Consider the following 14417-nt stretch of genomic DNA (forward strand, 5'->3'; position numbering starts at 1 on the left):
CAGCTAAACGCGTCGCTTGCCGCCGTGAACGCCCAGGCTTCCATCGATAGCCTCACCGGCAAGATCACCATCACGTCGACGAACGACTTCGGCGCCGACAACCTCAGCGTCACGGTCGCCGGCAGCACCGCCTTCGCCTCCAGCACCACCAGCGCCATCATCGGCGGTGATGGTGCCGCCGCCCGCAAGAACGCCGTGGCGACCTACAACGGCCTGTTGACCCAGATCAATCAGCTCGCGGCGGATGCCAGCTTCAACGGCCTCAACCTCCTGGCCGGCGACAGCCTGAAGGTGGTGTTCAACGAGCGCGGCACCTCCCTGCTCTCGGTCCAGGGCACGACGGTCAACACGGGAACCCTCGGTCTCGGCCCCATCGACCCCGATGGGTTCCAGGAGAACGGCGCGATCGCCAAGGTCATCACCACCATCAGCTCGGCCTCGTCTCAGCTAAAATCGGAGGCCTCGTCGCTCGGCTCCAACCTCGCCGTGGTCCAGAACCGTCAGGACTTCACCAAGCAGATCATCAACGTCCTCGACACCGGCGCCGGCAACCTCGTGAATGCCGACCTTAACGAGGAGGCCGCCAACTCCCAGGCCCTCTCGACCCGCAACTCGCTCGGCATCTCGGCCCTCTCGCTGGCCAACCAGGCCCAGCAGGCCGTGCTCCAGCTGCTCCGCTGAGGCGAGGCGCCCCCGCCACGGCGGGGGAAACCAAAACGAATGCGCCGGGCCGGATCATCACATCCGGTCCGGCGCCTCTACCCGGCGACGTCGACACACGTCGCGGCCGTCCGTCCCTGCGGCGGACACCCCGGCCGCGTCAGGCGGTTCGGTCGACGGGATGGGCCTCCGTGGACGCCTCGGCGGCGGCGGCCCGGTCGGCATAGGCGCGGGCCTTCAGCACCACGGGATCGGGCAGCTGGATTACCACGTCGCCCGAGCTGGGATCGACCTCCTGATACACCACCGTGCGGGTATCCTGGTCGATGCGGATGCGGGCATCCGGCGCCACCTCCACCGGAGGCACGTCTCGCGTCTCGGGCGACTCATCCTCCGGCGCCGTCGTGTGGATATCGAAGGTCACCGCCGGCCCGAGGCGGGTCGGACCGGGCACGGGGGGAACCGGCGGCACCGGCCCCATACCCGTGCCCAGGGATCCCTGGACCGCACTGACACTCGTTATGCTCGAAATCGACATTGTCTGCCCCTCGCCTCCTATCGCTGAATGATCCAATGGGGACATTAGACGGATCGCGGCTGAATCGAGTCTTAAGCAATTCCCTTCTCTCGACCGCCCTGCTCAATATCGTGAAGAGATAGTCTTCAGGAACGGCGGCATTTAAACCATAGTGCCCTTTCCGGATCAGATCTCCACCGCGCGGGGCACCCGAGCCGCGCCGATGCCCTGCGCATCGAAGGCGACGCTCTTCACCACGGCGAAGACGGGCAGGCCCGGCCGGAGGCCGAGGTCGCGGGCGGAGGCCTGCGTCAGGCGGGCAGTGAGCGCCGCGCCGGCGCAATCGAGGGTGATGAGGACCGCCCCCTCCCCCAAAACGCTGAGGTCGCGCACCGTCCCGGGCAGCACGTTGCGGGCGCTGAGGCCCGCGGGCTGCCGCGTCGCCACGAGTACGTCGCGGGCCGGCACGAGGAGGCGCACGGGCGTCCCCACCGCCCGGTCGAGGCGGGGCACGCTGAGGCGGCCCACGGCGCCGGTGAGGTGGGTGAGCCCGGCAGCCCCGTCGTGCCCGGCCACCGCCATGTCGAGGAGGCTGCCGCCGTGCGCCGCCTGTTCGGCCCCGAGTTCGCCCCGGCGCAGCAGGGCCTCGGCCGGACCGGCAGCGGCGACGCGCCCGGCCTCCAGCACCACGAGGGTGTCGGCGAGGCGCGCCACCTCGGGCACGGCGTGGCTGACATACACGATGGGAATGCCGGCGCCGTCGCGCAGGTGCTCGACGAGGGGCAGGATCTCGGCCTTGCGGGCGGCGTCGAGGGCGGCCAGCGGCTCGTCCATGAGGAGCAGGCGCGGGCGCGACAGCAGCGCCCGGCCGATGGCGACGCGCTGGCTCTCCCCGCCCGACAGGCCGGCGGGGCGGCGCGCCAGGAGGTGGCCGATCCCGAGCAAGCCGACCACGTCGTCGAAGCCGAGGCCGGGCGCCTCCGGGCGACGGCGCGCGAAGCGGCGGCCGTAATCGAGGTTCTGCCGCACGCAGAGGTGGGGCAGCAGCCGCGCCTCCTGGAACACCACGCCGATGCGGCGGCGGTGGGCGGGGCAATCGATGCGGCGTTCCGTATCCAAGAGGGTCTCGCCGTCGAGGACGATGCGGCCCCGGTCGGGCCGCACGAGGCCGGCGAGCAGACCGATCACCGTGGTCTTGCCCGAGCCCGAGGGGCCGAACAAGGCGGTGAGGCCGGGGGGCGCCGTGAATGCGACGTCGAGGCGAAAGGCACCGCGCGCCAGGGAGACGTCGAGTTCGAGGCTCATTCCGCCCCCAGGCGGCGCGCGAGGCGACGGGCGAGGAATTCGGAAGCGAGCAGGGCCGCCATGGACAGGGTGATGGAGACGAGGGTGAGGCGCAGGGCGCCGGCCTCGCCCCCCGGCACCTGGGTCAGGGTGTAGATGGCCGAGGGGAGCGTCCGGGTCTCGCCGGGAATATTCGACACGAACGTGATGGTGGCGCCGAACTCGCCCATGGCCTTGGCGAAGGCCAGCACCGCCCCGGCGAGGACGCCCGGCATGGCGAGCGGTAGGGTCACGGTGAGGAACACCGACCACGGCGAGGCCCCGAGGGTCGCCGCCGCCTGCTCGACGCGCCGGTCGACGGCCTCGAGGGACAGGCGCATGGCCCGCACCATGAGGGGAAACCCCATCACGGCGCAGGCCAGCGCCGCCCCGGTCCAGCGGAACGACAGCACGATTCCGATCTCGGCCAGGGCCGCCCCGAAGGTGCCCCGGCGGCCGAAGGCGAGGAGCAGGAGGTAGCCCGTCACCACGGGCGGCAGGATCAGGGGCAGGTGCACGAGCCCGTCGAGGAGGCTCCGGCCCGGAAAGCGTTTGCGCGCCAGCAGCCAGGCCACGGCGAGGCCGGGCCCGAGGCTGGCGAGGGTCGCCACCGTCGCCACCCGCAGGCTCAGGGCAAGGGCGGTCCACTCGTCGGGGGTGAGGCCGAGACGGTCCAAGGAACGGCAATCCGGGGTGGAGCGGGCGGGACGCGCGCGGAGGGGGCGATTACGCCGATCCGCCGCGTGTCATGCAAGCGGCGGCCCGGAAAGCCGCCTCAGGCCCAGCGCTCGTCGTCGTCCATCCAGGCGATCTCGGGGGTGATCTCGGATCGGTGCAGACGGCTGAGGAGAACGAGCATGGGACCCGGAAGCGGCGCCGTCAGCACCTCGGGATCGTGAATCCCGTCCCGCCCGCGGGCGAGGCGCCTGCGGGACTTGGATTTCTCAGCCATGACCACCGGCGTTCGACCGCCGATTCTCTTGATTTTCATACGCACTCGATCACCCGCGACGGTTGCCGGACTCGGGGAAGCGAGGACAAACGCGAAGGTCCGCCCCCAGTTCCATGAAATTCCGCGCCCAGTGGCGGGGCTTCGCGCGGGGTGTTAGAGCCCTCGTCCATGCTTGAAGGCCTGCCCCCCCATCGCCCGACCCACGTGCTCCGCCTCCTCACGGACGAGGGCTCGGCCAAGGCGATGACCGATCTCCTCGGGGAGATGTTCGATCCGACGCAAACGGCGGTGGCCGCCTTCGAGGCGGAGGACGGCCGGACCTGGCGCCTCGAGGCGTATTTCGCCGATGCGCCCGACGAGGCGATGATCCGCGACCTCATCCGCCCCGTGGTCGGCGACCAGGCCGATGCGGCAGCGTTCGAGACCATCGACCAGCAGGATTGGGTGCGGGCCTCCCTCGAAGGGCTCAACCCCGTGCGGGCCGGCCGCTTCCTCGTCCACGGCAGCCACGACCGCGACACCGTGCGGCCGAACGACCTCGCCATCGAGATCGAGGCGGCGCTGGCCTTCGGTACCGGCCACCACGGCACGACGCTCGGATGCCTCAGGGCGCTGGCCGACCGTTTGAAATGCGGGCGCCCGGCCCATGTCCTCGACGTCGGCACCGGCACGGGCATCCTCGCCTTCGCGGCGGCCAAAGCCCTCCACACCCCCGTGATCGCCGGCGACCTCGACCCCGAGGCGGTGACCACGGCAGTGGGCAACGCCCGCCTCAATGGGCTGGGGCCGACCCTGCGGCTGTACCAGGGACCCGGCGTGCGCCACGCCCTCGCCAACCGGCCGCGCCGGTTCGACGTGGTGTTCGCCAACATCCTGGCTCGGCCCCTCAAGGGCCTCGCCCCGTCCCTGACGGCGGTGGTGGCGGATCATGGCATCCTCATCCTGTCCGGGCTCATCGAGCGCGACGTGCCGGGCGTGCTCTCGACCTACCGCCATCGCGGCTTCCACCTCGCCCGCCACGGCCTCATCGAGGGCTGGGCCACCCTGGTGCTGAAGCGCGGCGGCGCGGCACCCCGGCCCCTGCGGCGATGGTTGCCGCACTGAACCGCGCGGCGTAACCCTGGCGGCATGACGCGCGCCCGCTTCCAGACCTTCGACGATCCCGGCCACCGCGCGGGGTCCACCCGCATCGCCGCCCTGCGAGACGCCCTGGCGGCTCAGGGCCTCGACGGGTTCGTGGTGCCCCGGGCCGACGAGCACCAATCGGAATACGTTCCGCCGGGCGCCGAGCGCCTCGCCTGGCTCACGGGCTTCACCGGCTCGGCCGGCACGGCGGTGATCCTGAAGGACGCCGCCGCCCTGGTGGTGGATGGGCGCTACACCCTCCAGGCCCCGGCCCAGGTCGACACCACCGTCATCACCCCCCTTCAACTCGCCGAGACGGGCGTCGAGGCTTGGATCGGCACGCATCTCGGGAGCGGGCAGGTGCTCGGCTACGATCCGTGGCTGCACACGCCGGACGGCGTCGCCCGCCTGGAGCGGGCCGCGCACAAGGCCGGCGCGACCCTGCGTGCCGTCGCGGCCAACCCCGTCGACGCGATCTGGCCCGACCGGCCGGGCCAGCCCACCGGGCCCGTGGTGACCCATCCCCTCGCGCTCGCCGGCGAGGCGGTGCCGGAGAAGCTCGCTCGGATCGGCGCGTCCCTGGATAAGGCCGGGTGCGACGCCCTGGTGATCTCCGATCCGCACAACCTCGCCTGGACGTTCAACCTGCGCGGCGCCGACGTGGCCCACACGCCCCTCGCGCTCGGCTACGCCATCCTCCCCCAGCAGGGCCGCCCGACGCTGTTCCTCGGTTCGCCCGACATCGCGCCCGATCTCGGCGCGGCCCTGGCGCCGCTGGCCGACATCCGGCCCCGGAGCGCGTTCGAGGCCGCCCTCGACGATCTCGCGCGGGGCGGCCCGATCCGCCTCGACGCGGCGACGGCCGCCATCGCCCTGAAAGTCCGGATCGAGGCCGCCGGGGGCACGGTGGAAACCGGCCCCGATCCGATCACCGCCCTCAAGGCCGTGAAGAACACCGCCGAGATCGCCGGGACCCGCGCCGCCCATCTTCGCGATGGCGTCGCGGTGGTGCACTTCCTCGCCTGGCTCGACGGACACGCCGCCGGGGGCCTCACGGAGATCGCCGCCGTGGAGGCTCTGGAGGATTTCCGCGCGCAAGGCGGGCTGCTGAGGGACGTCTCGTTCCCGACCATCTCGGGCAGCGGCCCCAACGGCGCCATCGTGCATTACCGGGTCAGCCACGAGACCGACCGGACGATCCGGCCGGGGGAACTCTTCCTCGTTGATTCCGGCGCGCAATACCTGGACGGCACCACGGACATCACCCGCACGGTGGCCATCGGCACGCCCACCGACACCATGCGCGACCGCTTCACCCGCGTGCTCCAGGGCCACATCGCCATCGCGCGGTCGGTGTTCCCGAAGGGCACGACGGGGGCGCAGATCGACGGTTTCGCCCGCGCCCCCCTGTGGGAGGCCGGCCTCGATTTCGACCACGGCACCGGGCACGGGGTCGGCGCCTTCCTCTCCGTGCACGAGGGGCCGCAGCGCATCGCCAAGACCGGGACCGTGCCTTTGGAGGTGGGCATGATCCTCTCCAACGAGCCGGGCTATTACCGGGCGGGGGAATACGGCATCCGCCTGGAGAACCTCGTCCTCGTGGAGCCGCGCGCGATTCCCGGGGGCGAGCGGTCCATGCTCGGGTTCGAGACCCTGACGCTGGCGCCGTTCGACCGCCGCCTCATCGCCCTCGACCTGTTGCGTTCGGCCGAGCGCGCCTGGATCGACGCCTATCACGCCCGGGTCCGCGACACCCTCGGGCCCCACCTCGACGGGCCGACCCGCGCTTGGCTCTTGGACGCCACCCGCCCCCTCGCCTGACCCCGACGCGGTTGACACCCGGCGAGGGTTCGCCAACACGTCGGCCCGCTCCGCACCGGCGACCGAACCGCCGTTGCGCGATCTGGATGGACCTTGAGACCGATGACGGTGATGCGCTCCTACCTGGACTTCGAGAAGCCCGTCGCCGAGCTCGAGGCGAAGGTCGAGGAACTGAAGGCCGTGGGCGCCCGTGACGGCGCCGTGTCCATCTCCGAGGAGGTCGGGCGCCTCGAGGCCAAGGCGGCTGCCGCCCTGTCGGACATCTACGCCTCGCTGACTCCGTGGCAGAAGACGCAGGTGGCCCGCCATCCGCAGCGGCCGCATTTCGTCGATTACTGCGCCGACCTCATCACCGAGTTCACGCCGCTCGCCGGAGACCGCGCCTTCGGCGAGGACGCCGCCATCGTCGCCGGCTTCGGCCGGTTCCGGGGCCGCGCCGTCTGCGTCATCGGCCAGGAGAAGGGCCACTCCACCGAAACGCGCCTGCACCACAATTTCGGGATGGCCAAGCCCGAGGGCTACCGCAAGGCCGTGCGCCTCATGGAGATGGCCGACCGCTTCGGCCTGCCGGTCCTCGCCTTCATCGATACCGCCGGGGCGTTTCCGGGCATCGAGGCGGAGGAACGCGGGCAGGCCGAGGCCATTGCCCGCTCCACGGAGGCGTGCCTGGCCCTCGGCGTCCCCAACGTCGCCCTCGTGATCGGCGAGGGCGGCTCGGGTGGCGCCATCGCGCTCGCCACCGCCAATCGCGTCCTGATGATGGAGCACGCGATCTACGGGGTGATCTCGCCGGAAGGCGCCGCCTCGATCCTGTGGCGCGACCAGGGCCGGGCGTCCGACGCCGCCACCGCCATGAAGATCACCGCGCAGGATCTCCTGCGCCTCGGGATCATCGACACCATCGTGCCCGAGGCCACGGGCGGCGCCCATCGCGGGCGCGCCGCCGCCACGGCGGCCGCGGGCGAGGCCCTCCACGCGGCGCTGGCCGAATTCGACGGCCTGTCACCGGACGATATCCGCGACCGGCGGGCCGTGAAATTCTTGGAGATCGGCCGCAAGCTGTAGCGCGGGCCTCTCGCCACGGCGGCCACGACTAGCCGAAGCCGGAGATGCGCGCTATTGTCGCACCCTCCGGAGGGGAACTTTTTAAGCCCTGTTTCGACGCACCGTGCGCAGCCGCACGCGGCGGCCTGACCGCCTTTCACTCTGGGCGCCGAAAAATCTCGTGCTCGCCCAAGGCCTTCGTGATCCGGGTGCGGTGCGCGCCGTGGCCATCGTTCCGGGTTCCATGCCTCATCCGAACCATACCCGGGATCCACAGGCACGCCGCGCCCCCACATTTGTCGCCTTGCGGTAACAGAGGGGTAAGTTTAACGGAGCTAAGGGGTTGGGGAGTGGCGTCCGACGGGCAAAGTCCGCGGAGGCGTGTCTTTTGAGAACGGGGTTCCCCATGGCTGTGCGCCGACTGGCGTTGCGCCCGTACGTGATCGCCGGCCTCGCCGCGCTCACGATCTCCCTCGGCGCCTGCCAGGACGGGTCGACGGGCGGCGGCGTTCCGTTGCGGGCCCTCGCACCCGTGCCCCAGAAGACCCTCGCGCTCATGGCGCAGAAGGGCATGTCTCCGAGCGATCCCATCCTCATCCGCGCCTACAAGAAGGAAGCGGAGATGGAGGTGTGGAAGCGCGGCACGAACGGCCAGTACGCGCTCCTGAAGACCTTCCCCATCTGCCGCTGGTCTGGCCAGCTCGGGCCGAAGACGAAGCAGGGCGACCGCCAGGCACCGGAGGGCTTCTACACAGTGACGCCGGGGCAGATGAACCCGAATTCTTCGTATTATCTCTCGTTCGACACCGGCTATCCCAACGCCTATGACCGGGCCAACGGCCGCTCCGGCAACTACATCATGGTCCACGGCACCTGCTCGTCGGCGGGCTGCTTCGCCATGACCGACGAATCCATGGGCGAGATCTACGCGCTGGCGCGGGATTCCTTCGCCGGCGGCCAGCGGGCGTTCCAGTTCCAGTCCTACCCGTTCCGGATGACGGCGGCGAACGTCGCGAAGTTCCGCAACGACCCCAACGCGCCGTTCTGGAAGAACCTGAAGGAGGGCTCGGATTATTTCGAGGCCCTGCGCGAGGAGCCGAAGGTCGGCCTGTGCGGCACCCGCTACGTGTTCGGCGGGGCCGATGCGGCGGCGGGCGCCTGCACGCCCCGCGTCGATCCGTTGGTGGCGGAGAAGCGCGACCGCGACAACCGCGAGGTGGCCGACCTCATTGCCAAGGGCACCCCGGCCACCCGCCTCGTCTACGAGGACGGCACCCAGAACCCGGTGTTCCGCTCCCAGCCGCCGAGCACCGCCACGGCCTTCGCCAACCTGATCCCGAAGGACGAGCCGGAGCAGCCCTACGACCCGAAGGAATACGCCCGCCACCACCTCGGCGAGGTCAGCCGGCCCGAGACCGTCGCGGCGGCCCGCGAGATCGAGGTCGACGCCAAGGGCCGCCCGGTGATGCTGGCCGCCGCCGAGGCACCGATTCCGACCAAGGCGGCCGCCCAGGGCAAGGCCGCCGTGGGCGTGCCTAAGAAGGGCAGCCCGGCCACCCTGATGGCGAAGGTGGATCCCGTCGCCGAACCGGCCCCGGCGAAGCCCGCCCGCGTCATGGTCGCCGACGCCGAGGACGATCCGGCCGCCTTCAAGAAGGCCCTGAGCCACGTGCTCGGCACCAATCCCGCCCCGGCGACTCCGGCCACGGACGCCGCGACGATCCCGGCCGCCGTCGCCGCCGATCCCGCCCCCGCCAAGCTCACGCCGAAGGCCCCCGCGAAACTCGCCCATGCCGGGCAGGTCCATGCGGCGACGGCCCCGGCCGCGAAGGCCAAGGCCGCGACGGTGGCCACAGCCGACGCGAAGGTGGGGAAGCCCGGCGCGAAGACGACCGGCTCCATCACCAAGGCACCCGCCGCCAAGGATTGAGGGACCGCCACCGGCCGGGCCGTCTTCCGCTCCCCAAACCGGAAGCGATTGCGGCGAACCGCCGGCTCGAGACGATCACCGCTCCTCTGAGCATCGCCCCGAACGGCGGCTTCGAGCTCATGGGGCAAGACGATCCTCATGCGATGTCGCTTGATCACTTCGGATCGAGCGTGCGCGACGGTCTCCCTCTCCTGGAAGGAGAGGGGACCCGCGTTTCACCACATCACCGAACGGATCAGCCAGAAAGCCGCATCAGAGGCCGCCCCCCCTACGGGCGCGTCCCCAGCAGGACGGCGCCGAAGCCGAGGAAGATCGCCCCCGTGGCCCGGTCGAACAGGCGCCGGAGGCCGGGGCGCGTCAGGGTGGCGGCGAGACGCGCCCCGCTCGAGGCATAGACGGCGTACCAGAAGGTCTCCACCGCCGCGAAAGTCGCGACCAGGATCGCGAATTGCGGGCCCTGCGGCCGGCCTGCATCGACGAATTGCGGAAAGAAGGCCCCGGCGAACAGCAGCAGCTTCGGGTTGCTGGCGCCGATGAGGAAGCCGTCCCGTACGAGGCGGGCGGTGGCGGGCCGGGCCGCGGTCGCGTCGCCGACGCGGATCGGCGCGTCCTCGCCCCGCCAGGCCCGGATGCCAAGGTAAACGAGATAGGCGACGCCGGCGTAACGCAGGGCATCGAACAGGGTGGGCGAGGCCAGGAGCACGGCGCTGAGCCCGGCGGCGGAGGCCATGAGCACGAGGAGGACGGCCAGGAGGCACCCGCTCATGGCCGCGAGGCTGCCGCGCAAGCCGAAGCGCACGCTGCGCCCCAGGACATGGAGCATGTTGGGGCCGGGCGTGGCGCTGAGCAGGAAGACGGCGGTGAAGAACAGCCACCAGGTGTGGAGCGTCATGATTCGGGCACCGGGCCGGGAGGTTCGCCCCCATACACCTGTCAGGAACGGGCCGCATCCGTTCCACGCGGGCCCAGGCCGCGACTGGCCTTCACCAACAAAAAAAGGGCCCCGCGAGGGACCCTTTCCAGTGCGATCGAAAACCGATCGATCACATGCGGCGCATCATCCGGCGATGCATCATCTTACGGTGCATGTGACGGTGCATCATGCGGCGCTCCATACGCCGATGCATCATGCGGCGCTCCATCCGACGCTCCATGCGCATCTGCACGGTGGAGACGGTCTCCGGAGCGGTCACGCCCATGGGGGCGCCCGGTGCGGCCGAGGCAGAGGTGGCGAGGCTGGCGCCGCCGAGCGAGGCAAGCACGGCGATGGCGAAAGTCAGTTTCCTCACGTCAGAACTCCTGTTCTTTTCTGTCCGAGCGCGGCACCCGGTCCGTCTTCCGCGAGCGTGAAGCCCGCGAGACGTGCGTCGCGCACCGGGGTGAGCGGCAGGCCCCGCAGAAGCCTGCCGCTGATAACACTCAAGTCAGAGATTCGTTTCCTCGAAAGCCCGCACCCAATCAGCACAAATTCCCGAGCGCACGATATCGTCGAGGGTGAACTCCACGATCGGGATCGGCATCATCCGGCTTTTGACGAGATGGATCACGGTTCGCAGGCCCGAGGTCTCGCGCAGGTCCGTCTGCGAGACGTCGCCGTTGATGATCACCTGGCAATCGTCGCCGATGCGGGTGAGGAACATCTTGATCTCGGCCGTGGTGGTGTTCTGCGCCTCGTCGAGGATAACCAGGCAGTTCTTGAAGGTGCGCCCGCGCATCACCTCGAAGGGCACCACTTCGATGTCGCCGGTCTTGACCGCGATGTCGAAGGCGGCAGCGCCCATGCGCTCCTTCATGGTCTCGGTGAGCGGCGCGACCCAGGGGGCGATCTTCTCCTCCAGGGTTCCGGGAAAATAGCCGAGGGAGCGACCGGACGGCACGTTGGGGCGGGTGATGATCACCTTGCCGATGCGACGCTGGCGGAGCTGGTCCGCCGCGCGGGTGCCGGCGATGAAGGTCTTGCCGGTGCCCGCGGGGCCGAGCACGATCACCTGCTTGTGGAGCGCCAGGGCGTCGAGGTACTGCGCCTGCCGGTCGGTCAGGGGTTGGATCGGGCCGAGGTTGCGCTCCTCGTCGAAGCGGGTCCGGTGCAACCGGACGGGGCGATCTTCCACCAGTTCAAGTCGTGTGCGCCGTCTCTTCATCGATCAATACTCCACCTGGACTTGGCCAACCGGACTCAATCTGAACTGCACTTTTGAACGTGACGCGCCTGAAACCTCTTGCCCTGAAAGTCGTTCTTCCCCGACCGGACACCAGTGTCCGTCGACAGCCAATCCGCCGACAAGGGGGCGGTTCCCGCGGGCACGGCCTTGCCTGTGGATGACCGGGCGTCCCGCCTCTTCCGTCCGCCCGAAGCTTTCCGGCCGCCCGGAACCTTTGCATACACCATGCCGTGATCGACACGACGCTGGCGTGACGATCACTTGTTCTCCGTAAATGAAGTTGATTCTTCGTCACTGGTGCCGAAAGTCCGCAGGCTTGCGCGCACGGGAACGACGCCACCGCCCTCCCCCCGGGAGGCCGTATCGCCGGAGGCTTTCGGAGCTGTCCCGGGACGGGGATCAGGCGGGCTGGATGAAACTGTCCAGCACCATCTTCTGACCGGCCTTGTCGAAGTCGACGGTGAGCTTGTTGCCGTCGACCGCCGCCACGTCGCCGGGCCCGAACTTGGTGTGGAACACCCGCATGCCGACGGAGAAGGCCGAGGGGGCGCCGGTGGATTTCGCGATGAGTTCGCCCTCGATCTGGCGCGGCCCGGAGCGGTTGGCCGGATTGCGCGAGGCACCGCCCCCGAAATTGCCGGTGTTCGCCGTGGCCGCCTGCGCCCGCTGCCAGCCGGGCGTGCCGTAGGACGAGCCGAACGGCGTCGGGTTGCGGTCGAAGCGCGAGGCGCCGGCCGAGAAATGTGCGGGCGCGTCGATGACGTCGACGCTGCCAGGGGGCAGCTCGTCGATGAACCGGCTCGGGATCGTCGACGACCACAGACCATGGATGCGCCGGTTGACGGCGAACGACAGCTTGGCGCGCTTGCGGGCGCGGGTGAGGCCGACATGGGCGAGGCGCCGCTCCTCCTCCAACCCGGCCCGGCCGCTCTCGTCCAGCGCCCGCTGGTTCGGGAACAGGCCGTCCTCCCAGCCGGGCAGGAACACGGTGTCGAACTCGAGGCCCTTGGCGGCGTGGAGCGTCATGAGCGAGACGCGGTCGGCTCCCTCCTGCTCGCTCGCCTCCATCACGAGGGAGACGTGTTCGAGGAAGGCCGCCATGTCGGGGAACTCCTCCATGGAGCGCACGAACTCCTTGAGGTTCTCCAGGCGCCCGGCGGCGTCGGCGGACTTATCCTTCTGCCACATCTCGGTATAGCCGGATTCCTCCAGAATGGTCTGGGCCACCTCGGAATGCGGCTTGGTGCCGACCAGCCGCGCCCAGCGCCCGAAGCTCTCGACGAGGGCGCGGACCCCGGAGCGGGCGCGGGGCTTGAGTTCGTCGGTCTCCGTGAGGAGGCGGGCCGCCTGCAGCAGGGGCACGCCCTGGGCCCGCGAGTAGCCGTGCAGGATCTGCAGGGTGGCGTCGCCCAGGCCCCGTTTCGGGGTGTTGAAGATCCGCTCGAAGGCGAGATCGTCGGACGGATTCATGGTGACGCGCAGGTACGCCAAGGCGTCGCGGATCTCGGCGCGCTCGTAGAAGCGCGGTCCGCCGATGACGCGGTAGGGCAGGCCCAGTTGGACGAAGCGGTCCTCGATCTCGCGCATCTGCGCCGAGATCCGCACGAGGACGGCGATCTCCGACAGGGGATGCTGCTTGGCCTGCAGCGATTCGATGGCCTCGGAGAGCTGGCGGGCCTCCTCTTCGGAGTCCCAGGCGCCCGCCACCGTCACCTTCTCGCCCGCCACGTCCTCCGTGCGCAGGGTCTTGCCCAGCCGCCCCTCGTTCTTCGCGATCAGGCCCGAGGCGGCGGCGAGGATATGGCCAGTGGAGCGGTAGTTGCGCTCCAGGCGCACCACGGTGGCGCCGGGGAAATCGTGCTCGAAGCGCAGGATGTTGTCGACCTCGGCGCCGCGCCAACCGTAGATCGACTGGTCGTCGTCCCCGACGCAGGCGACGTTGCGGTGACCCTGCGCGAGGAGGCGCAGCCACAGGTATTGGGCGACGTTGGTGTCCTGATACTCATCGACGAGGATATAGCGGAAGCGTTGCTGGTAGTTCTCCAGCACGTCCGGGTTCTCGCGCCACAATTTGAGGCACAGCAGCAGAAGATCGCCGAAATCGGCGGCGTTGAGGGTGAGGAGCCGCGCCTGATAGGCGGTGTAGAGGGCGCCGCCCTTACCGAAGGCGAAGGCCTGCGCCTCGCCCGGCGGCACCTGCTCGGGCAGCAGGCCCCGGTTCTTCCAACCGTCGATGGCCGAGGCCAGGGCACGGGCGGGCCAGCGCTTCTCGTCGATGTTCTGATCGACGATCACCTGCTTCATCAGGCGCAGCTGGTCGTCCATGCCGAGAATCGTGAAGTCGGACCGCAGGCCCACCAGTTCGGCGTGGCGGCGCAGGATCTTGGTGCCGATGGAGTGGAAGGTGCCGAGCCACGGCATGCCCTCGCCGGCCGGGCCGATGAGCGCGCCGATGCGGTGCTTCATCTCCCGCGCGGCCTTGTTGGTGAAGGTCACTGACAGGATGTCGAAGGGCCGCGCCCTGGCCGTCGCGATGAGGTGGGCGATGCGGGTGGTGAGCACCCGGGTCTTGCCCGTGCCCGCCCCGGCGAGCACGAGGACGGGACCGTCCGTGGCCTCGACGGCCCGGCGCTGCTCGTCGTTCAGTCCCTCGAGGTAGGGCGAGGACTGGGGCCTGAGGGACGCCATGGCGCGGGCGGCGATGGAGCCCGGCGCGGCGGCATCGGAGGCGGACACCGGCCGTGAAGGCCCCGCCCGATCGGGGTGCTGAGTCATGCCGCATCCCTGGACCAAAACGCGAACGGCGTCGAGGGTTCAGCGGCAAAGCGCCCGCGCGGGAACCCGGCTTTCACTCCACGCGTCGTCTCCGACAGAGACGGTTCC

13 protein-coding genes are annotated in these 14417 nt (G+C 70.1%); 5 read left to right on the forward strand and 8 right to left on the reverse strand.

What is annotated here, in order from left to right; translation table 11 throughout:
* Positions 1-681 (forward strand): flagellin (locus tag MFF01_RS21400; protein WP_283207222.1); only part of this gene is annotated, 681 nt, incomplete at its 5' end.
* A 139-nt stretch (positions 682-820) separates the two neighbouring features.
* On the opposite strand, the gene MFF01_RS21405 is transcribed toward MFF01_RS21400, so the two are convergent.
* The 4 genes from MFF01_RS21405 to MFF01_RS21420 form a co-directional block, all read right to left on the reverse strand.
* Positions 821-1114: a hypothetical protein gene (locus MFF01_RS21405; RefSeq protein ID WP_238228428.1), complete on the reverse strand. Its 294-nt coding sequence runs from the start codon at positions 1112-1114 to the stop codon at positions 821-823.
* A gap of 249 nt (positions 1115-1363) precedes the next feature.
* On the reverse strand, positions 1364-2482 hold the full coding sequence (gene modC, locus MFF01_RS21410) for a molybdenum ABC transporter ATP-binding protein (RefSeq protein WP_238228429.1): 1119 nt from the start codon (positions 2480-2482) through the stop codon (positions 1364-1366).
* Entirely contained in the window at positions 2479-3177 is a 699-nt protein-coding gene (gene modB, locus MFF01_RS21415) for a molybdate ABC transporter permease subunit (protein WP_238228430.1), read from the reverse strand. Before modB ends, modC begins: the two co-directional genes overlap by 4 nt.
* A 98-nt stretch (positions 3178-3275) precedes the next feature.
* Entirely contained in the window at positions 3276-3452 is a 177-nt protein-coding gene (locus MFF01_RS21420) for a hypothetical protein (RefSeq protein ID WP_238228432.1), read from the reverse strand.
* Between the two features lie 168 nt (positions 3453-3620).
* On the opposite strand from MFF01_RS21420, the gene MFF01_RS21425 reads away from it, so the two are divergent.
* The 4 genes from MFF01_RS21425 to MFF01_RS21440 all read left to right on the forward strand — a co-directional run bounded on the left by MFF01_RS21425 (position 3621) and on the right by MFF01_RS21440 (position 9372).
* A complete protein-coding gene (locus MFF01_RS21425; RefSeq protein WP_238228434.1) occupies positions 3621-4556 on the forward strand; it encodes a 50S ribosomal protein L11 methyltransferase in 936 nt (311 codons plus the stop codon).
* A 24-nt stretch (positions 4557-4580) separates the two neighbouring features.
* Positions 4581-6398 carry an aminopeptidase P family protein gene (locus MFF01_RS21430; RefSeq protein ID WP_238228436.1) on the forward strand — a complete coding sequence of 606 codons (1818 nt, stop codon included), beginning with the start codon at positions 4581-4583 and terminating at the stop codon, positions 6396-6398.
* Positions 6399-6509: 111 nt separating this feature from the next.
* A complete protein-coding gene (locus tag MFF01_RS21435; protein WP_238228438.1) occupies positions 6510-7463 on the forward strand; it encodes an acetyl-CoA carboxylase carboxyltransferase subunit alpha in 954 nt (317 codons plus the stop codon).
* A 400-nt stretch (positions 7464-7863) separates the two neighbouring features.
* A complete protein-coding gene (locus tag MFF01_RS21440; protein WP_373319839.1) occupies positions 7864-9372 on the forward strand; it encodes a L,D-transpeptidase family protein in 1509 nt (502 codons plus the stop codon).
* A 268-nt stretch (positions 9373-9640) separates the two neighbouring features.
* On the opposite strand, the gene MFF01_RS21445 is transcribed toward MFF01_RS21440, so the two are convergent.
* From MFF01_RS21445 to MFF01_RS21460, 4 genes are all read right to left on the reverse strand, one after another.
* Positions 9641-10264, reverse strand: a complete 624-nt coding sequence (locus MFF01_RS21445; RefSeq protein WP_238228440.1) for a LysE family translocator — start codon at positions 10262-10264, stop codon at positions 9641-9643.
* 151 nt (positions 10265-10415) lie between these two features.
* Entirely contained in the window at positions 10416-10661 is a 246-nt protein-coding gene (locus tag MFF01_RS21450; protein WP_238228441.1) for a hypothetical protein, read from the reverse strand.
* Between the two features lie 135 nt (positions 10662-10796).
* Positions 10797-11513 carry a PhoH family protein gene (locus MFF01_RS21455; protein WP_238228442.1) on the reverse strand — a complete coding sequence of 239 codons (717 nt, stop codon included), beginning with the start codon at positions 11511-11513 and terminating at the stop codon, positions 10797-10799.
* Between the two features lie 420 nt (positions 11514-11933).
* The gene (locus MFF01_RS21460; protein WP_238228443.1) at positions 11934-14309 is read right to left on the reverse strand and encodes an ATP-dependent helicase; all 2376 of its coding nucleotides are present in this window, start codon (positions 14307-14309) and stop codon (positions 11934-11936) included.
* Positions 14310-14417 lie beyond the last annotated feature (108 nt).

The sequence above is a fragment of the Methylobacterium adhaesivum genome, from assembly GCF_022179065.1.
GTDB lineage: Bacteria > Pseudomonadota > Alphaproteobacteria > Rhizobiales > Beijerinckiaceae > Methylobacterium > Methylobacterium adhaesivum.

Bases quoted from the DNA above. Each gene is read 5' to 3' on its own strand.
- modC (WP_238228429.1), bottom strand. From the start codon at position 2,482: ATGAGCCTCGAACTCGACGTCTCCCTGGCGCGCGGTGCCTTTCGCCTC.
- MFF01_RS21420 (WP_238228432.1), bottom strand. From the start codon at position 3,452: ATGGCTGAGAAATCCAAGTCCCGCAGGCGCCTCGCCCGCGGGCGGGAC.
- MFF01_RS21425 (WP_238228434.1), top strand. From the start codon at position 3,621: ATGCTTGAAGGCCTGCCCCCCCATCGCCCGACCCACGTGCTCCGCCTC.
- MFF01_RS21430 (WP_238228436.1), top strand. From the start codon at position 4,581: ATGACGCGCGCCCGCTTCCAGACCTTCGACGATCCCGGCCACCGCGCG.
- MFF01_RS21435 (WP_238228438.1), top strand. From the start codon at position 6,510: ATGCGCTCCTACCTGGACTTCGAGAAGCCCGTCGCCGAGCTCGAGGCG.
- MFF01_RS21445 (WP_238228440.1), bottom strand. From the start codon at position 10,264: ATGACGCTCCACACCTGGTGGCTGTTCTTCACCGCCGTCTTCCTGCTC.
- MFF01_RS21455 (WP_238228442.1), bottom strand. From the start codon at position 11,513: ATGAAGAGACGGCGCACACGACTTGAACTGGTGGAAGATCGCCCCGTC.
- MFF01_RS21460 (WP_238228443.1), bottom strand. From the start codon at position 14,309: ATGACTCAGCACCCCGATCGGGCGGGGCCTTCACGGCCGGTGTCCGCC.